This is a genomic window from Pseudomonas sp. 21615526 (genome assembly GCF_013386245.1).
Classification (GTDB): domain Bacteria; phylum Pseudomonadota; class Gammaproteobacteria; order Pseudomonadales; family Pseudomonadaceae; genus Aquipseudomonas.
Map to the genome: position 1 here is coordinate 1 of NZ_JACAOM010000089.1, position 23,164 is coordinate 23,164.

Annotated in this window: 20 protein-coding genes; 10 read left to right on the forward strand and 10 right to left on the reverse strand. The window is 61.0% G+C overall.

Translation table 11 applies throughout. The features are described from left to right. The 3 genes from HX786_RS23965 to HX786_RS23975 all read right to left on the reverse strand — a co-directional run. On the reverse strand, positions 1 to 222 hold a 222-nt coding region (locus tag HX786_RS23965), incomplete at its 3' end, for a putative RNA methyltransferase (RefSeq protein WP_372847349.1). Continuing rightward, on the reverse strand, positions 222 to 1,373 hold the full coding sequence (gene dapE / locus HX786_RS23970) for a succinyl-diaminopimelate desuccinylase (RefSeq protein ID WP_008430488.1): 1,152 nt from the start codon (positions 1,371 to 1,373) through the stop codon (positions 222 to 224). The genes HX786_RS23965 and dapE, both read right to left, overlap by 1 nt. 237 nt (positions 1,374 to 1,610) lie before the next feature. Then, complete coding sequence (locus HX786_RS23975) at positions 1,611 to 4,202, reverse strand: glycosyltransferase (protein ID WP_003219347.1); 2,592 nt, start codon at positions 4,200 to 4,202, stop codon at positions 1,611 to 1,613. Positions 4,203 to 4,421: 219 nt separating this feature from the next. On the opposite strand from HX786_RS23975, the gene tcdA reads away from it, so the two are divergent. Then, positions 4,422 to 5,231: a tRNA cyclic N6-threonylcarbamoyladenosine(37) synthase TcdA gene (gene tcdA, locus HX786_RS23980; RefSeq protein WP_003219345.1), complete on the forward strand. Its 810-nt coding sequence runs from the start codon at positions 4,422 to 4,424 to the stop codon at positions 5,229 to 5,231. A 117-nt stretch (positions 5,232 to 5,348) separates the two neighbouring features. On the opposite strand, the gene HX786_RS23985 is transcribed toward tcdA, so the two are convergent. The 4 genes from HX786_RS23985 to HX786_RS24000 all read right to left on the reverse strand — a co-directional run bounded on the left by HX786_RS23985 (position 5,349) and on the right by HX786_RS24000 (position 8,464). Then, complete coding sequence (locus HX786_RS23985; protein WP_177069010.1) at positions 5,349 to 5,762, reverse strand: SufE family protein; 414 nt, start codon at positions 5,760 to 5,762, stop codon at positions 5,349 to 5,351. After that, positions 5,759 to 6,964, reverse strand: a complete 1,206-nt coding sequence (locus HX786_RS23990) for an aminotransferase class V-fold PLP-dependent enzyme (protein WP_177080994.1) — start codon at positions 6,962 to 6,964, stop codon at positions 5,759 to 5,761. The genes HX786_RS23985 and HX786_RS23990 overlap by 4 nt, the downstream gene beginning before the upstream one ends. Positions 6,965 to 7,033: 69 nt before the next feature. Then, the gene (gene dapD / locus HX786_RS23995) at positions 7,034 to 8,068 is read right to left on the reverse strand and encodes a 2,3,4,5-tetrahydropyridine-2,6-dicarboxylate N-succinyltransferase (protein ID WP_003219342.1); all 1,035 of its coding nucleotides are present in this window, start codon (positions 8,066 to 8,068) and stop codon (positions 7,034 to 7,036) included. 33 nt (positions 8,069 to 8,101) lie between these two features. Further along, the gene (locus HX786_RS24000) at positions 8,102 to 8,464 is read right to left on the reverse strand and encodes an ArsC family reductase (protein WP_003219341.1); all 363 of its coding nucleotides are present in this window, start codon (positions 8,462 to 8,464) and stop codon (positions 8,102 to 8,104) included. 213 nt (positions 8,465 to 8,677) lie between these two features. On the opposite strand from HX786_RS24000, the gene HX786_RS24005 reads away from it, so the two are divergent. Further along, the gene (locus tag HX786_RS24005) at positions 8,678 to 10,321 is read left to right on the forward strand and encodes a Na+/H+ antiporter (protein WP_178912675.1); all 1,644 of its coding nucleotides are present in this window, start codon (positions 8,678 to 8,680) and stop codon (positions 10,319 to 10,321) included. A 120-nt stretch (positions 10,322 to 10,441) separates the two neighbouring features. Here HX786_RS24005 and dapC read toward each other — a convergent pair whose 3' ends face one another. From dapC to map, 3 genes are all read right to left on the reverse strand, one after another. After that, a complete protein-coding gene (gene dapC, locus HX786_RS24010; protein ID WP_178912676.1) occupies positions 10,442 to 11,641 on the reverse strand; it encodes a succinyldiaminopimelate transaminase in 1,200 nt (399 codons plus the stop codon). Positions 11,642 to 11,687: 46 nt separating this feature from the next. After that, positions 11,688 to 14,390, reverse strand: coding sequence for a [protein-PII] uridylyltransferase (locus HX786_RS24015; protein WP_178912677.1), 2,703 nt, complete (start codon positions 14,388 to 14,390; stop codon positions 11,688 to 11,690). A gap of 61 nt (positions 14,391 to 14,451) precedes the next feature. Next, positions 14,452 to 15,234, reverse strand: a complete 783-nt coding sequence (gene map, locus HX786_RS24020; RefSeq protein WP_003219332.1) for a type I methionyl aminopeptidase — start codon at positions 15,232 to 15,234, stop codon at positions 14,452 to 14,454. Between the two features lie 385 nt (positions 15,235 to 15,619). Between map and rpsB the strand changes: the two genes are divergently transcribed. From rpsB to rseP, 8 genes are all read left to right on the forward strand, one after another. Then, positions 15,620 to 16,357 (forward strand): 30S ribosomal protein S2, encoded by a 738-nt coding sequence (gene rpsB / locus HX786_RS24025; RefSeq protein WP_003219330.1) that lies wholly within the window; start codon positions 15,620 to 15,622, stop codon positions 16,355 to 16,357. 192 nt (positions 16,358 to 16,549) lie between these two features. Continuing rightward, positions 16,550 to 17,413: a translation elongation factor Ts gene (gene tsf / locus HX786_RS24030; RefSeq protein ID WP_008432237.1), complete on the forward strand. Its 864-nt coding sequence runs from the start codon at positions 16,550 to 16,552 to the stop codon at positions 17,411 to 17,413. Between the two features lie 211 nt (positions 17,414 to 17,624). Next, positions 17,625 to 18,368: a UMP kinase gene (pyrH, locus tag HX786_RS24035; protein ID WP_003219327.1), complete on the forward strand. Its 744-nt coding sequence runs from the start codon at positions 17,625 to 17,627 to the stop codon at positions 18,366 to 18,368. After that, positions 18,365 to 18,922 (forward strand): ribosome recycling factor, encoded by a 558-nt coding sequence (gene frr, locus HX786_RS24040; RefSeq protein ID WP_003219325.1) that lies wholly within the window; start codon positions 18,365 to 18,367, stop codon positions 18,920 to 18,922. Before pyrH ends, frr begins: the two co-directional genes overlap by 4 nt. A gap of 17 nt (positions 18,923 to 18,939) precedes the next feature. Beyond that, positions 18,940 to 19,695: a polyprenyl diphosphate synthase gene (gene uppS, locus HX786_RS24045; protein ID WP_003219323.1), complete on the forward strand. Its 756-nt coding sequence runs from the start codon at positions 18,940 to 18,942 to the stop codon at positions 19,693 to 19,695. Further along, positions 19,695 to 20,501 carry a phosphatidate cytidylyltransferase gene (locus HX786_RS24050; RefSeq protein ID WP_177020595.1) on the forward strand — a complete coding sequence of 269 codons (807 nt, stop codon included), beginning with the start codon at positions 19,695 to 19,697 and terminating at the stop codon, positions 20,499 to 20,501. The genes uppS and HX786_RS24050 overlap by 1 nt, the downstream gene beginning before the upstream one ends. Continuing rightward, on the forward strand, positions 20,498 to 21,688 hold the full coding sequence (ispC, locus tag HX786_RS24055; protein WP_087694925.1) for a 1-deoxy-D-xylulose-5-phosphate reductoisomerase: 1,191 nt from the start codon (positions 20,498 to 20,500) through the stop codon (positions 21,686 to 21,688). Before HX786_RS24050 ends, ispC begins: the two co-directional genes overlap by 4 nt. Positions 21,689 to 21,741: 53 nt before the next feature. After that, a complete protein-coding gene (rseP, locus tag HX786_RS24060) occupies positions 21,742 to 23,094 on the forward strand; it encodes a sigma E protease regulator RseP (RefSeq protein WP_178912678.1) in 1,353 nt (450 codons plus the stop codon). Positions 23,095 to 23,164 lie beyond the last annotated feature (70 nt).

Consider the following 23,164-nt stretch of genomic DNA (forward strand, 5'->3'; position numbering starts at 1 on the left):
GGCCAGGCGCCTGGCCACCGGGGCGTAATGCCCGGCGTTGAGAAAGTCGCGGCGCGCTTCCACCATCGCCAGGTTGTCGCCCGGGTCACGGCTGTTCTTGTGCTGCACCGGCAACAGGTTCAGGTAACCCTGGCGCGCCCGGTCGAAACGGTGCCCGGCCGGGCAGGCTACGCCGTTGTCCACTTCATGGAGCGGTGCGCTGCAAATGGGGCAAGCGAGCATCAGGCGAGCAACTTGATCAGGGTCTGGTAGTAGATTTCGGTCAGCACATCGAGGTCGCTGGCGAGGATGCGCTCGTTGACCTGATGGATCGTCGCGTTGACCGGGCCCAGCTCCACCACCTGAGTGCCGAGGGTCGCGATGAAGCGCCCATCGGAGGTGCCGCCGCTGGTGGACGCCTGGGTCTCGCGACCGGTGACGGCCTTGATGCTGGCGGAGACCGCATCGAGCAACGCGCCCGGTTCGGTGAGGAACGGCAGGCCCGACAGCGCCCACTCCACATGCCAGTCCAGGCCATGCTTGTCGAGAATCGCCGCGACCCGCTGCTGCAGGCCTTCGACGGTGGACTCGGTGGAGAAGCGGAAGTTGAACACCGCCGTCAGGTCGCCCGGGATCACGTTGGTGGCGCCGGTGCCGGAGTTGAGGTTGGAAATCTGGAAGCTGGTAGGCGGGAAGAAGGTGTTGCCATCGTCCCAGTGCTCGGCGGCCAGTTCGGCCAGGGCCGGAGCCGCCAGGTGGATTGGGTTCTTCGCCAGGTGCGGGTAGGCCACATGGCCTTGCACGCCGCGCACGGTCAGGGTGGCGCCGAGGGAGCCGCGACGGCCGTTCTTGACCACGTCGCCCACCAGGGTGGTGCTCGACGGTTCGCCGACGATGCACCAGTCCAGGCGCTCCTTGCGGGCTGCCAGGCGTTCGATCACGGCCTTGGTGCCGTGGTGCGCCGGGCCTTCTTCGTCACTGGTGATCAGGAATGCGACCGAACCCTTGTGGTCCGGGTAGTCGGTCACAAAGCGCTCGGAAGCGACCAGCATCGCCGCCAGGCTGCCTTTCATGTCGGCTGCGCCACGGCCGCAGAGCATGCCGTTTTCATCGATCAGCGCGTCGAACGGGTCGTTCTGCCAGGCCTTGACCGGGCCGGTCGGCACCACGTCGGTGTGGCCGGCGAAGCACAATACCGGGCCTTCGTGTTTGCCGTGGGTGGCCCAGAAGTTATCCACATCCTCGATGCGCATCGGCTCAAGCGCAAAACCGGCGTCGCCCAGGCGCTGCATCATCAGCTTCTGGCAATCGGCGTCGACCGGCGTCACCGACGGGCGGCGGATCAGGTCGATAGCGAGTTGGAGGGTCGGCGAAAGGTCGGCGTGGGCCGTCATGTAAAAACTCCAGAAGCATGTCAGGGCGCAAGGCTTATGTGGGAGGGGGGCTTGTGTGGGAGCGGGCTTGCTCGCGAATACGGAGTGTCAGTCAACAATGTATGAACTGACCCGGCGCATTCGCGAGCAAGCCCGCTCCCGCACAAAGCAATGGCCTGGGCCAAGTCTCACAAAATGGCCGTTATCTTATAGCAAAACGGCGGCCAGAGGCCGCCGTTTAGTGCATTGCGCAGGATTTTAAGCAGCGGCCACAGGCTCTTGCTTCGGTGCCGGTTTCGGCAGCGACGACAGGAACGCCATGATCAGCGCCGCCACATACGGCAGCGACTGCACCAGCAACATCACCACCCAGAAGCGCATGTCATTGCTCGGCAGGCCCTGCACCAGGTAAATCCCCAGTGCCGCACCCCACAACAGCAGCATGATGAACATCTCTTCCCGGGCTTCGGAAATCGCCACCCAGAAACCGTGGTTATCGGCGTTCTTCGGTGTACGGAAGAACGGAATGCTGGTGGTGAAGAACCCGTACAGCACCGCCTTGGCGATGGTGTGCGACAACGCCAGCCCGGCCAGTGCCGCGCAGAACGCATCTTTCAGGTTCACACCCACCGCACGACGGTAGAGGAAGATGATCTTGCCGACCTTGAACACGAACAACGCCAGTGGCGGGATCGCGAAAATCAGCAGCGGCGGGTCAACCCGCGTCGGCACGATAATCATCGCCGCCGACCACAACAAGGCGCCCACGGTGAAGAAGATGTTCATGCCGTCGGCCACCCACGGCAACCACCCCGCGAGGAAGTGGTAGCGCTGGCCACGGGTCAGCTCGGTGTCCTTGCCTCGCAAGAGGCTCGCAGTGTGGCGCTTGATGATCTGGATCGCGCCGTAGGCCCAGCGGAAACGCTGTTTCTTGAAGTCGATAAAGGTATCGGGCATCAGGCCCTTGCCGTAGCTGTCGTGGTAGTACGCCGCCGACAGGCCCTTCTCGAAGACCCGCAGGCCCAGCTCGGCATCCTCACAGATGCACCAGTCGGCCCAGCCCAGCTCTTCCAGCACCGAGCGACGGGTCATGGTCATGGTGCCGTGCTGGATGATCGCGTCACGGTCGTTGCGGGTGACCATGCCGATATGGAAGAAGCCTTTGTATTCCGCGTAGCAGAGCTTCTTGAAGGTGCTTTCGTTCTGGTCGCGATAATCCTGTGGCGACTGCACCACGGCGATTTTCGGGTCGGCGAAGTGCGGCACCATGTGCTTGAGCCAGTTTGGCGACACGCAGTAATCGGAGTCGATCACCGCGATCACTTCGGCATCCTTGGCGGTGTGCGGGATCAGGTAGTTCAGTGCGCCGCCCTTGAAACCGGCCAGGGGCGAGACGTGGAAGAACTTGAAGCGCGGGCCGAGGGTTTCGCAGTAGTCGCGCACCGGCTCCCACACGGCCGGGTCCTTGGTGTTGTTGTCGATGATCAGGACTTCGTAGTCCGGATAATCGAGGGCGGCCAGGGCGTCGAGGGTCTGTTTGACCATCTCCGGCGGCTCGTTGTAGCACGGCACGTGGATCGAGACTTTCGGGCGGTAGTCCGAATCCCCTTCAACCGGCAGGAATTCACGCCGGCGTTTGTGGGTCCAGACTGCTTCGGCCAGCTCATGGGCTTCGGTCAGCAACACGATAAATACGCCCAGGGCGCCGAGTGCCAGCAGGAAGCCCACCGTCAAGCTGAACCAGGTGCTGTATTGCTGGCTGTAGTCATAACCGATCCACACCAATACCGACCCGCACAGGAACGCGATAAAGGTCAGGAACGTACGGCCGCGCTGGCGCAGGGCCGAGCCGTCGATCATCAGCAGGGTCAGGGACAGCAGCGCAAGCACCACCGAGCCGATCGCCAGCACTCGCCATTGCGGAATCGCGACCACCGGGCCATCAAAGTTGAATTTCTGCTGGCGTGCGGCGTTGAACACGCCCCAATAGGCGCCTACAGAGCCTTCGTCGCTGGCTTTCCATGGCTGGTCAAACGCTTCGATCACGAAGTAGTTGTAGCCCTGGCGGTTCAGCGTGTTAACCAGCGTGCGCAGGTAAATCGCCTGGTCGGCGGGGGAGGCGTCAGCACCGCCACGCATCCGGCCGTTGCTCGGCCAGCCAACCTCCGACAGCAACAGCGGCTTTTTCGGGAAGGTCTTCTTCAGGTCCCGTGCGCGATCGAGGACGAACTGGCCGGCCTTGTCCACCGGGATATGTTCCCAGTACGGCAGGATGTGCGCGGCGATCAGGTCGACGTGCTTGGCCAGTTGCGGGTTGTGTTCCCAGATGTGCCATTGCTCGGAGGTGGTCACGGGCACCTTGACGGCGGCCCGTACCCGATCCAGCAGCACGATCAGCGCTTCCGGAGTGATTTCCTCACGGAACAGCGCCTCGTTGCCCACCACTACCCGCACTACGCTGCGGGAGCTGTTGGCGATTTCGATGGCGCGCTGGATCTCGCGCTCATTGCGCTCGAGGTCCGGACTGATCCAAATCCCCAGGGTCACCCGCAGGCCGAATTCTTCCGCCAGCTTGGGGATATCCCCCAGGGTGCCGTCGACCGAGTAGGTACGGATGTTGTCCGTCAGCTTGCTCATGATCGCAAGGTCCTGACGCATTTGATCGTCGGTCGGATACTGGTCTTTCTGTGGGTACTGGCCTTGCTGGAACGGCGAGTACGAAAAACCGGAGATCTGCTCGGGCCAGTTAGGGGCATTGACCGGGCGGTTGATCAGCGCCCAGAAGCCGGTGAACAGCGCGGCAATTGCCAGCACCACCACCAGGTTGAGTCCAAATTTACGCGATGACATGGCTATTTCGGGTTCCAAAGGGTGTGGAACGAAAAGAGGTGTCGGCCTGCGCCGAACGGCGCGCATCCTACACTGGCCTTTCACCGACCGTACAGCAAGCCGGGAAAAACCGGACATTGGGCAGTGCAACTCGTCGTAAGTTCTCTTACTTGTAGCTTGTAGTTTAAAACTTGTCGCTGTGTAGCCCTATAATGCGCGCCGGTTTTTGGGGTAATGGTCATGAGTACAGAAGATCCACGGTTTGCCGGCGTCGCCCGCTTGTATGGCATTGAAGGCCTGGAGCGCCTGAAGGCGGCCCATGTGGCCATCGTCGGCGTGGGCGGGGTGGGTTCGTGGGCGGCGGAAGCCATCGCTCGCTGTGGCGTGGGCGAGATTTCGCTGTTTGACCTCGATGATGTATGCGTCAGCAACAGCAACCGTCAGTTGCATGCGCTGGACAGCACGGTGGGCAAGGCCAAGGTCGAGGTCATGGCCGAGCGCCTGAAAGGCATCAACCCGGATTGCACCGTGCACGCGGTGGCGGATTTCGTGACCCGCGAGACGATGGCCGAGTACATCACGCCGAACATCGACTGTGTGATCGACTGCATCGACAGTGTGAACGCCAAGGCCGCACTGATTGCCTGGTGCAAGCGGCGCAAGATCCAGATCATCACCACCGGCGGCGCGGGCGGACAGATTGATCCGACGTTGATTCAGGTGTGTGACTTGAACCGTACGTTCAATGACCCGCTGGCGTCGAAGGTACGCTCCACGTTGCGTCGCGATTATGGCTTCTCCCGCACTGTGACCCGCCATTACAGCGTGCCCTGCGTGTTCTCCACCGAACAGCTGCGTTACCCGAAGCCGGACGGCAGCATCTGTTTGCAGAAGAGTTTTGTCGGGGATGGCGTGAAGCTGGACTGCGCCGGCGGGTTTGGCGCGGTGATGATGGTGACTGCGACCTTCGGCATGGTGGCCGCGACCAAGGCGGTGGACAAGATAGTGGCCGGGGTGCGCCGGCCTGCTGACAGGGTCAAGGCCCCTTAGATCTCAGTCTGGAATGAAGATCAAAATGTGGGAGCGGGCTTGCTCGCGAAAGCGGTGTATCAGTCGACATCTCCGGTGACTGACACGCCGCCTTCGCGAGCAAGCCCGCTCCCACATTTAGTTTTGTGTGAGGCTCAGATGCCGCATGCGCTGCAACACCGCATTCAACCCATTGCTGCGCGACGGCGATAACTGCCGCGACAGGCCCAGTTGCTCAAACCAGCCGGGCAAGTCGACGGCTTGCAGTTCGGCGGCAGACACACCGTTGACCCGTGCCAGCAACAACGCCACCAGCCCGCGTATCAGCCGTGCATCGCTGCTGGCGGCAAACTGCCAATGCCCATCCTGCAAGCGCCCCACCAGCCACACCAGGCTTTCACAGCCCTGCACCAGGTTGGCGTCGACCTTGTCTTCATCCGGCAAGGCGGGCAGCCGCTCGCCCCATTGCATCAGCAGGCGGGCTCGTTGCTCCCAACTGCCGACTGCCTGGAACGCTTCCAGCGCGACAACGGCCTCAGTCGGCAAGCTCATCGCAACATATCCAGGGCTTGATCCAGCGCTTCAAAAAAGCGCTCCAGGTCATCGGAGTCGTTGTACAGCGCCAATGACACCCGAATCGCCCCCGACAATCCCATCTGCTTGAGCAGCGGCATCGCACAATGATGGCCGGCGCGCACCGCAATCCCTTGTTCGGTCAGCAAGTGGGCGAGGTCGGCGTTGTGCACGCCTTCCACCACGAAGCTGGCCAGGGCGACGTGCGGCGACCCCAGCAAGCGCACGCCATTGCGCGCTTGCAAGCCACGCAACAGGTAGTCGTGCAGGGCGGCTTCGTGAGCCGTCACCGCCTGCTGGTCCAGGGAACTCAGGTAATCCAGGGTTGCCCCCAGGCCGATCACGCTGGCGATCGGCGGAGTCCCGGCTTCGAAGCCGAGGGGCGCCGGGCGGAAACTGGCGCTTTGATAATCAGCCTGCTGCACCATCTCGCCCCCAAACTGCCAGTGGCGCAGGTGATGCAGGGCTTCGGTGCGGCCATACAGCACGCCGACGCCGTCCGGCCCGTAGAGTTTATGGCTGGAAAACACGTAGAAGTCGCAGCCCAGGGCCTGCATATCATGGCGACCATGCACGATGCCCTGGGCGCCATCGACCACCGTCAGGGCGTCGTGGGCCTTGGCCAGTGCCAGCAAATGCGGCAACGGCTGCCAGGCGCCGAGTACGTTGGACAGTTGGCTCACCGCCAGCAGGCGGGTGCGCGGGCCGATCAGTTGGGCGGCGGCTTGCAGGTCGATCAAGCCGTCAGCGTCAAGCGGCAGTACCACCAGCGCCAGCTCGCGACGCTTGGCCAGTTGCTGCCACGGCAGCAGGTTGGCGTGGTGCTCCAGGGCGCTGATGACAATCTCGTCGCCCGGGTTGAATAGGTGCTCAAGGCCATAAGCCAGGAGGTTCAGCGCCGATGTCGCGCCGTGGGTGAAGATGATTTGCCCCTCGTCACCGACGTTCAGCCACTGTGCCACCTTGCTGCGACTGTCCTCGAAAGCCTGGGTCGCATGGGCGCCCGGCAAGTGCTGTGCACGGTGCACATTGGCTGCGCCATTGGCGTAGTAATGGCTGATGGCGTCCAGCAGGGCTTGAGGTTTTTGCGTGGTGGCGGCGTTGTCCAGATAGGTCTGGTCTTGCCGTTGCAGGGTGGCGATGGCCGGAAAATCGGCGCGCCAGGGAGAGGGCACAAGCATGGTGATCAAGACTCGTATAAACGGCCCGCACCGGTCAGGCGCGGGCCGTTAGTGGCATCGAGTCGCTGCTTAGTTGTGAGCGTGCAGCGCTGCGTTCAGTTCGATGGCCGATTTGTGGGTTTTGCACTCCACGGCACCGGTCTCGGAGTTGCGGCGGAACAGCAGGTCCGGTTGGCCGGCCAGCTCGCGGGCCTTGACCACCTTGACCAGCTGGTTCTGCTCATCCAGCAGCGCAACCTTGGTGCCGGCGGTCACGTACAGGCCCGACTCCACGGTATTGCGGTCGCCCAACGGGATACCGATACCGGCGTTGGCGCCGATCAGGCAGCCTTCGCCGACCTTGATCACGATGTTGCCGCCACCCGACAGGGTGCCCATGGTGGAGCAACCGCCGCCCAGGTCCGAACCCTTGCCGACGAACACGCCAGCCGACACGCGGCCTTCGATCATGCCCGGGCCTTCGGTACCGGCGTTGAAGTTGACGAAACCTTCGTGCATCACGGTAGTGCCTTCGCCCACGTAGGCGCCCAGGCGGATGCGCGCGGCATCAGCGATACGCACGCCGCTCGGCACCACGTAGTCGGTCATCTTCGGGAACTTGTCCACCGAGAACACTTCCAGCAGGTCGCCACGCAGGCGCGCTTCCAGTTGACGCTCGGCCAGCTCATTGATGTCGATTGCGCCCTGGCTGGTCCAGGCCACGTTCGGCAACTGCGGGAACACACCGGCCAGGCTCAGGCCGTGAGGCTTGACCAGGCGATGGGACAGCAGGTGCAGCTTGAGGTAGGCCTCAGGCGTGGAGGTCAGTGCGGCGTCTTCGGCCAGCAGGGTGGCGACCAGCGGCGTGTGGCTTTCAGCCAGGCGGCTCAACAGGGCGGCTTGGGCAGCGTCGACGCCCTTGAGCGCGTCAGCCAGTTGCAGGGCCTGGGTGACGGTGAAAGTGATCGCCTGGTTGCCTTCGGTGTAACCGAGGATCGGCGCGATGGCCGCGATGATTTCAGCCGATGGATTGAGCAGCGGTTGTGCGTAAAACACTTCCAGCCAAGCACCTTGGCGGTTCTGAGTGCCGACGCCGAAGCCCAGGCTGAACAGGGAATTGGACATGCTGTTACCTCTACAGAAATGGAGTGGGCTGGCCTACTTGAGGGCCGCCGAATAGCTATCTGGCTTGAAGCCAATCAGGGTTTTGTCACCGAGATCAAGCACCGGGCGCTTGATCATCGAGGGTTGCGCGAGCATCAATTCAATGGCTTTCGCTTGGTCGAGATCGGCTTTGCGTTCGTCTTCGAGTTTGCGAAAGGTGGTGCCCGCACGGTTCAAAACCACCTGCCAACCGTGCTCATTGCACCATTGGGTCAAGTGTTCGCGGTCGATACCGGCCGTCTTGTAGTCATGAAACTCATACTGGATAGCGTGCTCATCGAGCCAGGTGCGCGCCTTTTTCATGGTGTCGCAGGCTTTGATGCCGAAAAGGTGCAACGTTTTGCTTGAAGCGGTCAAGGAATTGCCCCCCTTTGGGCTCACGCAGATTAAAGGTCACGGATTATGCCATGGCCAGCGGCTTTCGGCGCCGCTCGTCACACTTACGTTTTGCTCGTGTGCGACTTTTGTGCAAAGGCCATCGCGCAGCATAGGCGGCTAATATGGCACTTCAACGGCGAGTTGTTGCCTGATGTGTGTTGTTGCAAGTTGATTGTCTGGGAATCCCGCGTTATGCAAACCGCCTACACCGTACTTATCCTGCTGATGCTGGTCAGCGTTTCGCGCCTTGTCGGGCGTGTGATCCCACTGCCGTTGCCACTGGTGCAGATCGCCGCCGGTGCGTTGCTGGCCTGGCCGACCCTGGGGCTGCATGTCGCCCTGGACCCTGAGTTGTTTCTTTTCCTGTTTCTGCCGCCGCTGCTGTTCTCTGATGGCTGGCGCATGCCCAAGCGTGAATTGTGGCGCCTGCGCGGGCCGATCCTGACGCTGGCGGTGGGGTTGGTGCTGTTTACGGTGGTGGGGGCCGGTTACTTCATTCACTGGTTGTTGCCGAGTATTCCCCTGCCGGTGGCCTTCGCCCTGGCGGCCGTGTTGTCGCCGACGGATGCCGTGGCGGTGTCGGCCATTTCCCAGAATCGGTTGCCGACGCCACTGATGCACATGCTCCAGGGCGAGGCGTTGATGAATGATGCCTCGGGCCTGGTGACCTTCAAGTTCGCCCTGGCGGCGGCGCTGACCGGCGTGTTCTCGCTGGCGGATGCGAGCCTCACCTTTGTGCTGGTGGCCGTGGGTGGGCTGGCGGTCGGTGTGGCGTTGAGCTGGCTGGTGGGCCGCCTGCGTGCCTGGATGATCGCCCGGGGCTGGGACGACCCGGCGACGCACGTGGTGTTCATGTTGTTGCTGCCATTCGCCGCCTACGTGCTGGCGGAACGCCTTGGCGCCTCGGGCATCCTGTCGGCGGTGGCTGCGGGCATGATGCAAAGCTGGCTCGACCTGCTGCCGCGCCAGACCAGCACCCGGTTGCTCAACCGCAGCGTCTGGTCGCTGCTGGAGTTTGCGTTCAACGGCTTGATCTTCCTGCTGCTGGGCCTGCAACTGCCTGACATCATCAAGGCGGTGGTCAGTCACGAGCCGACGCTGTGGCCGACCTTGTTGTATCGCTGCCTGGACGTGATCGCGATTTTCCTGGTGCTGGTGGTGTTGCGGTTTATCTGGGTGCAAAGCATCTGGCGACTGTCGGGTTTATTGCGCCGGATTCGTGGGAAAAGTGAGCTGACGCTGGTGCCCACCGCGCGGTCCTGCTGGTTGCTGACCGTCGGTGGCGTACGCGGTGCCGTGACCCTGGCGGGTGTGATGTCGGTACCGTTACTGCTTGCGCCGGGGCAGGATTTTCCCGAGCGCGACCTGCTGATCTTCATCGCCGCTGGTGTGATCCTGCTGTCGTTGGTCGCGGCCTGCATCGCTTTGCCGCTGCTGTTGCGCGGCATCGAGAAGAGCCCGGATGAGAAACGCCACAATGAAGTGCGCGAGGCCTGGAAGAAGACCGCCGTGGCTGCTATCCATGCCCTGGAAGCCGAAGAACCCGCTGAAGCTGCACCCCAGGATGCCGCCCAGGCAGCCTTGGCCGCCGAGCTCAAGGCGCGGTTGATGTCGGAGTATCGTCATCAACTGGAAGTGTTCAACGATTCGGCCGAAGCCCAGGCGCTGGCGTTGCAGATGGATCAACTGGAGCGCAAGTTGCGGCTCAAGGCCCTGCGGGCGCAGCGTCTGGAACTGTATAGCCTGAGCCGTCACCATCAGATTGGTGATGATGTGCTACGGGAGGTGTTGGCGGATCTGGATATGAGCGAGGCGAATCTGGGTCATATCAAATAACACTGCGGTGCTTACTTGTGGCGAGGGAGCTTGCTCCCGCTGGGCTGCGTAGCGGCCCCAAAAAAGCGGGAGCGCTGCGCACTCCAGCGGGAGCAAGCTCCCTCGCCACATTCAGCGCAGTTATTTATTGCGGGTAATAAAGTCGCGAATCCGCGTCGCCGCTTCCACGCACTCCGCCAGCGGCGCGACCAGCGCCAGGCGCACACGCCCGGCGCCCGGGTTGACCCCGTCCACTTCCCGCGACAGGTACGAGCCCGGTACCACGGTCACGTGTTCTTCCACGAACAAGTCCCGGCAGAACGCCGCATCGTCGCCCTTCACATTCGGCCACAGGTAGAAGCCGCCGTCCGGGTTTTGCACGTCCAGCACCGGCTTCAGGATCGCCAGCACGGCATCGAACTTTTCCCGGTACAGATCACGGTTGGCCTGCACGTGGGCTTCGTCCTGCCAGGCAGCAATGCTCGCCAGTTGGGTTTGCACCGGCATCGCGCAACCGTGGTAGGTGCGGTACAGCAGGAAGCCCTTGAGGATATCGGCATCGCCGGCCACAAAGCCCGAACGCAGGCCCGGCAGGTTGGAGCGCTTGGACAGGCTGTGGAACACCACGCAACGCTTGAAGTCCTGGCGGCCCAGTTCCACGCAGGCGCTGAGCAGGCCTGGCGGCGGGGTTTGTTCGTCGAAGTACAGCTCGCTGTAGCACTCGTCGGCGGCGATCACGAAGTCGTATTCGTCGGCCAGGGCGATCAGCTTTTTCAGGGTGTCGACGGGAATCAGTGCACCGGTCGGGTTGCCTGGCGAGCACAGGAACAGGATCTGGCAGCGTTTCCAGATGTCCGGCGATACGGCGTCGAAATCCGGGTTGAAGCCGTTTTCATCCAGGCACGGCAGGTAATGCGGCTTGGCCCCGGCGAGGAACGCAGCCCCTTCGTAGATCTGGTAGAACGGGTTCGGGCTGACCACCAGCGCGTCGTCGCCACGGTTGACCACGGTCTGGGTGAAGGCGAACAGCGCTTCACGGGTGCCGTTCACCGGCAGGATGTTGCGCGCCGGGTCCAGCCAGCCCGTGGGCACGCTGAAACGGCGTTCACACCAGGCGCCAATGGCTTCGCGCAGAGCGGGAATGCCCAGGGTGGTGGGGTACACCGCCATCTGGTCCAGGTTGTTGGCCAGCGCCTCGGCGACAAACTGCGGGGATTTGTGCTTCGGCTCACCGATGGACAGGGCGATGGGGCGTTTGTCCGGGTTCGGCGTGACGCTGCCCAGCAGGACGCGCAATTTCTCGAACGGGTAGGGCTGCAGCTGGTTCAGGGCGTTGTTCATCGATAAATCTCGTTCAATTCATTGGAAGCTGAAAATGGGCGGTCGGTCAGATGCTCAAGCGTGACATCTCGACGCCGGTCTCCTGATTGACGCTCAACTGCTGGACGATGGCTTCCTGCAAGCGTCGGCACAGTTCAGGGTCGGAAAGCGGCTGGTTGTCGGCATCGGTAATGAAGAACACGTCTTCCACCCGCTCGCCCAGGGTCGCAATCTTGGCGTTCTGCAACGACAGGTCGAACTCCAGGAATATCGTGCCGATCCGTGCCAGCAGGCCCGGGCGGTCCGGCGCGCTGAGTTCCAGCACCGTCACCGGGCGCTGGGCGTCGTTGTGGATGGTCACCTCGGGGGCAAAAGCAAAGTGCTTGAGCTGGCGCGGCACCCGACGCTGGATGATGGTCGGGTAGTCGTCAGGATTGCGCAGCGCGTCGGTCAGGCCTTTGCGGATCTTTTTCACCCGCTCCGGGTTGTCGCCGATGGACTCGCCTTCTGTGTCGAGCACGATGTAGGTGTCGAGGGTGAACTGGCTGCTGGAGGTGATGACCCGGGCGTCGTGAATGTTCAGGTTGAGCTGGTCCATCGCCGCCACGGTCACGGCGAAGAAGTCGTGCTGGTCGGGTGCGTAGATGAAGATCTGGGTGCCACCCTCGAACTCGCGCTGGGTGGTTTCCTTGATCAGCACCAGCGGGCCGCCATCGGCCGGCTGCTGCAGGATCGCGTCGCTGTGCCAGGCCACGTCGCCGGCGGTGTGGCGCAGGAAGTAGTCGTCTCCCAGTTGCGACCAGAGTTGCTCGACGTCGTCCGGGTCATTGCCGCCACGCACCAGAATATCCAGGGCCGCGCTTTGGGTGCGGCGGATCTGTTCTTCGCGGTCCACCGGGTTCTCCAGGCCGCGACGCAGCGCGCGCTTGGTCTCGGTGTAGAGCTGGCGCAACAGGCTGGCGCGCCAGGAGTTCCACAGCGTCGGGTTGGTGGCGTTGATGTCGGACACGGTGAGCACGTACAGGTAGTCGAGGCGGGTTTCATCGCCGACGGCCTGGGCAAAATCGTGGATCACCTGCGGGTCGGACAAGTCCTTGCGCTGGGCGGTGGTGGACATCACCAGGTGGTTCTGCACCAGCCACACGATCAGGCGGCTGTCCCACAGCGGCAACTGGTGACGCTGGCAGAACGCTTCGGCGTCCACTGCGCCAATTTCCGAGTGATCACCATGCCGGCCCTTGCCGATGTCGTGGTACAGGCCGGCGAGGTAGATCAATTCCGGCTTGGGCAGACGCGCCATGAGCTTGCTGGCCAGCGGGAATTTCTCTGACACCTGGGTGTACTGCAACTTACGCAGGTGCTTGATCAGGTTCAGGGTGTGGGCGTCCACCGTGTAGATGTGGAACAGGTCGTGCTGCATCTGCCCGACGATAAAACCGAACTCCGGCAGGTAGCGCCCCAGGATCCCGTAGCGGTTCATGCGCCGCAGGTTGCGGTGGATGCCGATCTTGCACTTGAACAGCTCGATAAACAGGCTGGTATTGCGGATGTCGTGGCGGAAATCGTCGTCGATCAGGTGACGGTTTTCCCGCAGCAGGCGAATGGTGTCGGCGCGTACGCCCTTGATTTCCGGCTGCTGGGCCATCAACACGAAGATTTCCAGCATGGCGAACGGCGTGCGTTTGAACACGTTGTCGTTGCGTGCCTCGATATAGCCATCGTGGAGCTGGAAACGCGCGTTGATCGGCTGCGGCGGTGCTTCGTCTTCCGGGGCCAGGATCACTTCTTCGAAGTGCTGGATGATCAGGTCGCTGAGCTGGGCAATGCTCATCACCACGCGGTAGTACTGCTGCATGAAACTTTCGATGCTGGTCTTCGCGTCTTCGCCTTCAAACCCCAGCAGGGTGGCGATGGAGCGCTGGTGGTCGAACAGCAGGCGGTCTTCGGAGCGCCCGGCCAGCATGTGCAGCGCGTAGCGCACTTTCCAGAGGAATTCCTGGGAGGAGGCCAGCAGGGCGTTTTCGCTCTCCACCAGGAAGCCTTCCCCGGCCAGGGCGCGCAGGTTCAGGGTGCCGTACTGGCGACGGGCGACCCACAAAATCGTCTGGATGTCCCGCAGCCCGCCCGGGGAGCCTTTGACGTTGGGTTCCAAGTTGTATTCGGTGTCGTTGTACTTGTGGTGCCGGGCTTTCTGCTCGGCACGCTTGGCCAGGAAGAAGTCCTTGCTCGGCCACATGTGCGCGGTGCTGGTGACTTCCAGCATGCGCTGGCGCAGGCGCTCGGGGCCGGCGATGGTGCGGCTTTCCATCAGGTTGGTGATCACCGTCAGGTCGGCGCGGGCTTCCTGGACACACTCGTCCACCGAGCGTACGCTTTGGCCGACTTCCAGGCCGATGTCCCACAACAGCGTCAGAAAACGCTCGATGGAGTCGCGAAAGATCTCGTGATCGGCGCTGTCCAGCAAGATCAGCAGGTCGATGTCGGAGTAGGGGTGCAGTTCGCCACGGCCGTAGCCGCCGACCGCCACCAGGGCGATATCGGCGTCTTCACTCCAGCTGAACTGTTCCCAGGCCTTTTGCAGGATGTTGTCGACGAACCAGGCGCGGTCCTCGATCAGCCGGCGGATATCGCGGCCGGTACGAAAGCGCCCGTCGAGCACCTCGCGGGCCTGACGAATGGCCTTCTTGAAGGCGGCGATGGGGCTGGCCTTCAGTGCCAGTTCCGCCTGGAACTGGCCACGGTCGAAGAGTTCGGGATCCACCTGGGGCATCGATCGGTTTTCCTTTCTATCTATGGGTCACAGCGTCGCTATTAGAAAACCGGTGCAAACATTACGCCGAAACGCGGGGAATCGTGTCGTCGGCACGCAGGGTGAAGATCTCGTAGCCGGTGTCGGTCACCAGCAGGGTGTGTTCCCACTGCGCCGAGAGCTTGCGGTCCTTGGTGATGGCGGTCCAGCCGTCGCCCAGCACCTTGGTGTCGGCCTTGCCCTGGTTGATCATCGGCTCGATGGTGAAGGTCATGCCTGCCTTGAGCTCCATGCCGGTGCCGGCGCGGCCGTAGTGCAGGATCTGTGGCTCTTCGTGGAACACCTTGCCGATGCCGTGGCCGCAGAACTCGCGCACCACCGAGAAGCCGTTCTTTTCAGCGTGCTTCTGGATGATTTCACCGATGTCACCCAGGCGGCAGCCAGGCTTGACGATCTCGATGGCCTTGTACATGCATTCCTGGGTGACTTGCGACAGGCGCTCGGCCCAGACCGGCACGGTGCCGACGTGGAACATGCGGCTGGTGTCGCCGTGGTAGCCGTCCTTGATGACGGTGACGTCGATGTTCAGGGTGTCGCCGTCCTTCAGCGGCTTGTCGCCGGGAATCCCGTGGCACACCACGTGGTTGATCGAGGTGCAGATCGACTTGGGGAAACCCTTGTAGTTCAGCGGCGCAGGGATGGCCTTTTGCACGTCGACGATATAGTCGTGGCAAATGCGGTCCAGCGCTTCGGTGGTGACGCCGGGCTTGACGTGTTCGGCAATCATTTCCAGGACGTCGGCAGCCAGTTTGCCGGCAACACGCATGCCAGCGATATCTTCGGCGGTTTTGAGGGTTACGGTCATACAGGCTCTCTCTAGCGCGACGCGCTGAAATCAATACGGTTTACGGGTGTGCGACAAAAGGTTGCAGAATTCGCACAAGCCCAAAAAACGCGATTCTAGCAGACGCAAGGGTGAAACCATGAGCGTCTGGCGATCGCTTCTGTCTATAAGGATGGGGGCATTCTGGCTCTATTCAAAGGCTTAGGCAAAAGCGACTGACGGCAAATGTGATTGCGGGTTTCGTTTTTGCAAGCTCTGTGGTATAAAATGCGCCGCTTTCCGGGGATACCCCGCAAAGCTTAAATCCACACACGTGTCGACACGATGACCTGGGTGCCGGAGGCGAATGCCGCTGGTTGGTCATTGGGATACGTGGAGGCCAAACCCGACTTATTAAGGAACTATCATGTCCCAAGTCAACATGCGCGATATGCTGAAGGCCGGTGTGCACTTCGGTCACCAGACCCGTTACTGGAACCCGAAAATGGGTAAATACATTTTCGGCGCGCGTAACAAGATCCACATCATCAACCTTGAAAAAACCCTGCCAATGTTCAACGAAGCTCTGACTTTCGTAGAGCGCCTGGCCCAGGGCAAAAACAAGATTCTGTTCGTCGGCACCAAGCGTTCCGCTGGCAAGATCGTTGCTGAAGAAGCAGCACGTTGCGGTTCGCCGTACGTCGATCACCGCTGGTTGGGCGGCATGCTGACCAACTTCAAAACCATCCGTGCTTCCATCAAGCGTCTGCGTGACCTTGAAGTGCAAGCCGAAGACGGTACTTTCGCCAAGCTGACCAAGAAAGAGGCGCTGATGCGCACTCGCGACCTGGAAAAGCTCGATCGTTCCCTGGGTGGTATCAAGGACATGGGCGGTCTGCCTGACGCACTGTTCGTTATCGACGTTGATCACGAGCGCATCGCGATCACCGAAGCCAACAAGCTGGGCATCCCGGTTATCGGCGTAGTCGATACCAACAGCAGCCCGGAAGGCGTTGACTACATCATCCCAGGCAACGATGACGCAATCCGCGCTATCCAGCTGTACATGGGTTCGATGGCTGACGCTGTAATCCGTGGTCGCAACCACGTTGCTGGCGGTACCGAGCAGTTCGTTGAAGAAGCTCCGGTAGCTGCAGCTGAGTAACTGACGCCTTGGCGTTGACTCAGTAAGCAAAAAGGGGGCTTGGCCCCCTTTTTGCCACCTCGAAAACCATTTGTCGGCAGCGCAGCTACAACATTTGTAACGTGCAGCGGCCTACAAGGGTGGTTCGGGAAGAATTGATCGCCCGTTCAATCGGGTGGAATGGTTGAAAACCTATCCAAGAGGATTTTGAAAATGGCAGAGATTACTGCAGCGTTGGTTAAAGAACTGCGTGAGCGTACCGGCGAAGGCATGATGGATTGCAAAAAGGCCTTGACCAAGGCCGGCGGCGACATCGAAAAAGCCATTGATGACATGCGTGCTTCGGGCGCCATCAAGGCTGCCAAGAAAGCAGGCAACGTCGCTGCTGAAGGCGCCATCGCAATCAAGGAAGACGGCAAATCGGCCGTTATCCTGGAAGTTAACTCGCAGACCGACTTCCTGGCCCTGCAAGACGACTTCAAGAACTTCGTCGCTGCCAGCGTTGAAAAAGCATTCGCTGACAAGCTGACCGACGCGGCTCCGCTGATCGAAGCTCAAGAAGCTGATCGTCTGGTTCTGGTGGGTAAAGTAGGCGAGAACGTTAACATTCGTCGCCTGACCCGCGTTGAAGGTGACGTTGTCGGTGCTTACCTGCACGGCAACAAGATCGGTGTTGTGGTTGCCCTGAAAGGCGGCAACGTTGAACTGGCCAAAGACATCGCTATGCACGTAGCGGCCAGCAACCCTGAATTCCTGCTGCCATCGGAAGTTTCTGCTGAAGCCATCGAACGCGAGAAAGCCGTGTTCCTGCAGCTGAACGAAGAGAAAATCAAAGGCAAGCCTGAAAACATCGTTGAAAACATGGTCAAGGGTCGTATCAGCAAGTTCCTGGCTGAGGCTTCCCTGGTTGAGCAGGCGTTCGTCAAGAACCCTGAAATCAAGGTTGGCGAACTGGCCAAGAAAGCCGGTGCTGAAATCGTTTCCTTCACCTACTACAAAGTAGGCGACGGCATCGAGAAGCCGGTCGACAACTTCGCTGAAGAAGTTGCTGCCCAGCTGGCTGCCACCAAGAAGTAAGACAGTTTTTAACTGTCGCCCAAAAGAGGCTGCCCGCTTACGCGCGCAGCCTCTTTTCAAATGGGGTGATCGATTTTTATTGGTTTCCCTTTGGAACTGGCTTACAAAGCCGTGTTCCGATGGCGCTGTGACAGCGTCAAGCTAGAGTGAACGCAGGCCGTAAACGGCTTGCCAAGAATTTTCAAAAAATACGCCGCAGGAGAGATTCGCAATGGCTCAGCAGGGCAGTGGTCATCAGGCTCGCTATAAACGCATTCTACTCAAGCTTAGCGGCGAGGCCCTGATGGGCTCGGAAGAGTTTGGGATCGATCCCAAAGTACTCGATCGCATGGCGCTGGAAGTCGGCCAGTTGGTCGGTATCGGTGTCCAGGTCGGTCTGGTGATCGGCGGCGGCAACCTGTTCCGTGGCGCGGCACTCAGCGCTGCCGGCATGGATCGGGTGACAGGCGACCACATGGGCATGCTGGCCACTGTGATGAACGCCCTGGCCATGCGTGATGCGCTGGAACGCGCCAATATCACCGCGATCGTGATGTCGGCTATTTCCATGGTTGGCGTAACGGATCACTATGATCGTCGCAAGGCCATGCGTCACCTGGATGCCAAGGAAGTCGTGATTTTTGCGGCCGGTACCGGCAACCCATTCTTTACCACCGATTCGGCAGCTTGCCTGCGTGGTATCGAGATCAACGCGGACGTGGTGCTCAAGGCCACCAAGGTTGACGGTGTCTACACTGCAGACCCATTCAAAGACCCGCATGCCGAGAAGTTCGATCATCTGACTTATGATGAAGTACTGGATCGCAAGCTGGGCGTGATGGACCTGACGGCAATTTGCTTGTGCCGCGACCACAAGATGCCGCTGCGCGTATTTAACATGAACAAGCCCGGCGCCCTGCTGAACATCGTACACGGCGGCGCGGAAGGGACTCTGATCGAGGAAATCGAACAATGATCAACGAAATCAAAAAAGACGCTCAAGAGCGCATGCAAAAATCCCTGGAATCCCTGAACCATGCGTTTGGCCAGATTCGTACCGGCAAGGCCCACCCAAGCATCCTGGGCAGCGTGATGGTGCCTTACTACGGCGCTGATACCTCGATCACCCAAGTGGCCAACATCACTGTAAAAGATTCGCGCACCCTGCAAGTCGTTGCTTTCGAGCGCAACATGCTCGGCGCCGTCGACAAGGCCATCCAGAGCGCCGGTTTGAACCTCAATCCGACCAACCTGGGCGAATTGCTGCTGATCTCCATGCCTGCCCTGACCGAAGAAACCCGCAAGGGCTTCACCAAGCAGGCGCGCAGTGCAGCGGAAGACGCGCGTGTTGCCGTGCGCAACATCCGTCGTGATGCCTTGGGTGACCTGAAGAAGCTGGTCAAGGACAAGGAAATCAGCGAAGACGAAGAGCGCCGTGCCGTTGCTGATATCGACAAGCTGACTAAAGATGCCGAGGCCCAGATCACCAAGGCCACGGAAGATAAAGAAAAGGACCTGATGGCCGTATAAGGGGTCAGGACGCCTTCATGGAAAAGACCAAGCAGACTGTGCCCTCCGTGGTGCCGCGCCATGTCGCGATCATCATGGACGGGAATAATCGCTGGGCGAAGAAGCGCTTTATGCCGGGCGTTGCCGGGCATAAGGCGGGTGTCGACGCTGTACGAGCCGTGATTGAGGTGTGCGCCGAGGCCAAGGTCGAAGTATTGACCTTGTTCGCGTTCTCCAGTGAAAACTGGCAGCGCCCGGCCGAGGAGGTCAGTGCCTTGATGGACCTGTTCTTCAAGGCCCTGCGCCGCGAGGCCAAGCGCCTGAACGAGAACAACATCAGCCTGCGTATCATCGGTGACCGTTCGCGGTTTCATCCGGAGCTGCAGGCGGCCATGCGCGAAGCCGAGGCGATCACTGCCGGCAGCAACCGTTTTGTGCTGCAGATCGCAGCCAACTACGGCGGCCAGTGGGATATTGCCCAGGCCGCGCAGCGTCTGGCGCGGGAAGTGCAGGCCGGCCATCTGCGCCCGGAAGACATCACCCCCGAACTCTTGCAAACCTGCCTGGTGACCGGCGACCTGCCGTTGCCGGACCTGTGCATTCGTACCGGTGGCGACCATCGCATCAGCAACTTCCTGTTGTGGCAGTTGGCCTATACCGAACTGTACTTCTCCGACCTGTTCTGGCCGGACTTCAAACACGATGCCATGCGCAATGCGCTGGCCGATTTCGCTTCCCGTCAGCGTCGCTTCGGTAAAACGAGCGAGCAGATCGAAGCTGGAGCCCGGGTTTAATGCTTAAACAACGAATCATCACGGCGCTGATCCTGCTGCCTATTGCCCTGTGCGGGTTTTTCCTGCTTGAAGGTGCGAACTTCGCGCTGTTCATCGGCCTGGTTGTGACCCTGGGTGCCTGGGAATGGGCGCGCCTGGCGGGTTTCGCCGCGCAGTTGCCTCGTGTGGTGTATGCCGCTGTCATGGCGTTGTTGATGTTCCTGATGTACATCCTGCCGGACGTGGCGCCCTGGGTGCTGGGTGCGGCGGTGTTGTGGTGGGCGTTGGCGACCTATCTGGTGCTGACCTATCCGGGCACCAGCAGTCACTGGTCCAGTGTTGCCTGCAAGCTGGTGATTGGCCTTTTGATTCTGTTGCCTGCCTGGCAGGGCCTGGTCTACATCAAGCACATGCAACTGGGTAACTGGCTGATCATGGCGGTGATGGTCCTGGTGTGGGGTGCCGATATCGGCGCCTATTTCTCCGGGCGTGCCTTCGGCAAGCGCAAGCTGGCGCCGGCGGTCAGTCCGGGCAAAAGCTGGGAAGGCGTATATGGCGGCCTGGCGTTGACCCTGGTGATTACCGTGGTGGTCGGTGTGGTGCGTGGCTGGACCGTCAAGGAAATGCTACTGGGCCTGGTGGGCGCAGCCGTGGTGGTGTTCATCTCGGTGGTCGGTGACCTGACCGAAAGCATGTTCAAGCGCCAGGCCGGGATCAAGGACAGCAGTAACCTGCTGCCGGGTCACGGTGGCGTGCTGGACCGTATCGACAGCCTGACTGCCGCGATCCCGATCTTTGCCGTACTGCTATGGATGGCTGCCTCGTGAGCCGCCTGCAACAGGTAACCGTGCTGGGCGCTACCGGCTCGGTGGGGCTAAGCACCCTGGATGTGATTGCCCGTCATCCCGAGCGTTATCAAGTATTCGCCTTGACCGGTTTCAGTCGCCTGAGTGAACTGCTGGCACTGTGTGTGCGGCACGCGCCGCAATACGCAGTAGTGCCCGAAGCGGCAGTTGCACGTGGTTTGCAGGATGACTTGCGCGCTGCGGGCCTGGCGACTCAGGTATTGGTGGGGGAGGAGGGGTTGTGCCAGGTTTCGGCAGACCCTGAGGTCGACACCGTGGTTGCGGCGATTGTCGGCGCTGCCGGCTTGCGCCCGACCCTGGCGGCCGTTGATGCGGGCAAGAAGATTCTGCTGGCCAACAAAGAAGCCCTGGTGATGTCCGGGGCACTCTTCATGCAGGCGGTGCGCAAGAGCGGCGCCGTGCTGTTGCCGCTCGACAGCGAGCACAACGCGATTTTCCAATGCATGCCTGGTGATTTCGCCCGCGGGTTGAGCCAGGTCGGCGTGCGCCGGATTCTGCTGACAGCCTCCGGTGGTCCGTTCCGGCAGACGCCGCTGGCCGATCTGGAGCATGTTTCTCCCGATCAGGCGTGCGCTCACCCGAACTGGTCCATGGGGCGCAAGATCTCGGTGGATTCAGCGAGCATGATGAACAAGGGCCTGGAGCTGATTGAGGCCTGCTGGTTGTTCGATGCCCGGCCGGACCAGGTCGAGGTGGTGATCCACCCGCAAAGTGTGATTCATTCCCTGGTGGACTATGTGGATGGCTCGGTATTGGCCCAACTGGGCAATCCGGACATGCGTACGCCGATCGCCAATGCCCTGGCATGGCCTGAGCGGATTGACTCGGGTGTTGCGCCGCTGGATCTGTTTGCCATTGCCCGTCTGGACTTCGAAGCGCCCGACGAGCAACGCTTCCCTTGCCTGCGTCTTGCGCGGCAAGCTGCGGAGGCGGGTAACAGTGCCCCGGCGATGCTGAATGCGGCCAATGAAGTGGCTGTGGCGGCGTTTCTGGACCGGCGCATCCGCTTTCCGCAGATCGCGGGTATCATCGAGGACGTTTTGAGCCTTGAGCCCGTCGTCCCGGTGAATGATCTGGGCGCGGTGTTCGAAGCGGATGCAAAGGCCCGGGCCTTGACCGAGCAGTGGTTGAGCCGCAATACGCGTTAGCCTCTGGGTGTGTTCAAGCCTTCAGGCACTGGATTGAAATGCGGAGAAATTAGATGAGTGCGCTCTACATGATTGTCGGCACCCTGGTTGCTCTGGGTGTGCTGGTTACCTTCCACGAGTTCGGCCATTTCTGGGTCGCGCGTCGTTGCGGCGTCAAGGTACTGCGCTTTTCCGTAGGCTTCGGCATGCCGTTGCTGCGCTGGCACGACCGTCGTGGCACCGAGTTCGTAATTGCGGCCATTCCATTGGGCGGCTACGTCAAGATGCTCGACGAGCGCGAAGGCGAAGTGCCGGCTGATCAGTTGGATCAATCCTTCAACCGCAAGACCGTTCGTCAGCGCATCGCCATCGTCGCGGCAGGCCCGATCGCGAATTTCCTGTTGGCGATGGTGTTCTTCTGGGTCCTGGCCATGTTGGGTAGCCAGCAGGTGCGTCCGGTGATCGGTGCCGTCGAGGCCGACAGCATGGCGGCGAAGGCCGGCCTGACTGCCGGGCAAGAAATTGTTGCAGTTGATGGCGAGCCAACCACCGGCTGGGGTGCCGTCAATTTGCAGTTGGTGCGTCGCTTGGGTGAAAGCGGCATCGTGAAACTGGTGGTGCGCGATCAGGATTCCACCACCGAAAGCTCGCGCGAGCTGGCCCTGGATCACTGGCTGAAAGGCTCCGATGAGCCTGACCCGATCAAATCCCTGGGCATTCGCCCATGGCGTCCGTCCTTACCGCCGGTGCTGGCGGAGCTGGATCCGAAGGGGCCGGCCCAGGCCGCGGGTCTGAAAACCGGCGATCGCCTGCTGGCCCTCGATGGCCAGGCGCTGGGTGACTGGCAGCAGGTGGTCGACCTGGTGCGTGTACGCCCTGATACCAAAATTGTGCTGAAAGTTGAGCGCGATGGTGCTCAAATCGACGTCCCTGTGACCCTGGCGGTTCGTGGGGAAGCCAAGGCAGCCGGGGGTTACCTGGGGGCCGGCGTCAAAGGTGTCGATTGGCCACCTTCGATGGTTCGAGAGGTCAGCTTCGGGCCGTTGGCAGCGATTGGCGAGGGTGCGAGACGCACCTGGACCATGAGTGTGCTGACCCTCGATTCCCTCAAGAAAATGTTGTTCGGCGAGCTCTCGGTAAAAAACTTGAGTGGACCGATAACCATTGCTAAAGTGGCGGGCGCTTCTGCCCAGTCGGGCGTTGTAGATTTCCTGAATTTCCTGGCTTATCTGAGTATTAGCCTTGGGGTTCTGAATTTGTTGCCCATTCCAGTATTGGATGGGGGGCATCTGTTGTTTTATCTGGTCGAGTGGGCGCGTGGTCGCCCCTTGTCGGATCGGGTGCAGGGTTGGGGGATACAGATCGGTATCAGTTTGGTGGTCGGGGTGATGTTATTAGCCCTGGTCAACGATCTGGGACGACTGTAACGCTTCGCTGAATTGCGAATCTGCCGCATTTTGCGGCAGTTTGTTTATTGCCAGTTGGAATAAGAAAGGA

Coding starts and splice junctions, on each gene's coding strand:
- tsf (WP_008432237.1), top strand. CDS start 16,550: ATGGCAGAGATTACTGCAGCGTTGGTTAAAGAACTGCGTGAGCGTACC.
- map (WP_003219332.1), bottom strand. CDS start 15,234: ATGACCGTAACCCTCAAAACCGCCGAAGATATCGCTGGCATGCGTGTT.
- dapE (WP_008430488.1), bottom strand. CDS start 1,373: ATGACGGCCCACGCCGACCTTTCGCCGACCCTCCAACTCGCTATCGAC.
- dapC (WP_178912676.1), bottom strand. CDS start 11,641: ATGAACAACGCCCTGAACCAGCTGCAGCCCTACCCGTTCGAGAAATTG.
- HX786_RS23975 (WP_003219347.1), bottom strand. CDS start 4,202: ATGTCATCGCGTAAATTTGGACTCAACCTGGTGGTGGTGCTGGCAATT.
- dapD (WP_003219342.1), bottom strand. CDS start 8,068: ATGTCCAATTCCCTGTTCAGCCTGGGCTTCGGCGTCGGCACTCAGAAC.
- HX786_RS23985 (WP_177069010.1), bottom strand. CDS start 5,762: ATGAGCTTGCCGACTGAGGCCGTTGTCGCGCTGGAAGCGTTCCAGGCA.
- rseP (WP_178912678.1), top strand. CDS start 21,742: ATGAGTGCGCTCTACATGATTGTCGGCACCCTGGTTGCTCTGGGTGTG.
- HX786_RS24005 (WP_178912675.1), top strand. CDS start 8,678: ATGCAAACCGCCTACACCGTACTTATCCTGCTGATGCTGGTCAGCGTT.
- rpsB (WP_003219330.1), top strand. CDS start 15,620: ATGTCCCAAGTCAACATGCGCGATATGCTGAAGGCCGGTGTGCACTTC.
- uppS (WP_003219323.1), top strand. CDS start 18,940: ATGGAAAAGACCAAGCAGACTGTGCCCTCCGTGGTGCCGCGCCATGTC.
- HX786_RS24050 (WP_177020595.1), top strand. CDS start 19,695: ATGCTTAAACAACGAATCATCACGGCGCTGATCCTGCTGCCTATTGCC.
- HX786_RS23990 (WP_177080994.1), bottom strand. CDS start 6,964: ATGCTTGTGCCCTCTCCCTGGCGCGCCGATTTTCCGGCCATCGCCACC.
- tcdA (WP_003219345.1), top strand. CDS start 4,422: ATGAGTACAGAAGATCCACGGTTTGCCGGCGTCGCCCGCTTGTATGGC.
- HX786_RS24015 (WP_178912677.1), bottom strand. CDS start 14,390: ATGCCCCAGGTGGATCCCGAACTCTTCGACCGTGGCCAGTTCCAGGCG.
- frr (WP_003219325.1), top strand. CDS start 18,365: ATGATCAACGAAATCAAAAAAGACGCTCAAGAGCGCATGCAAAAATCC.
- pyrH (WP_003219327.1), top strand. CDS start 17,625: ATGGCTCAGCAGGGCAGTGGTCATCAGGCTCGCTATAAACGCATTCTA.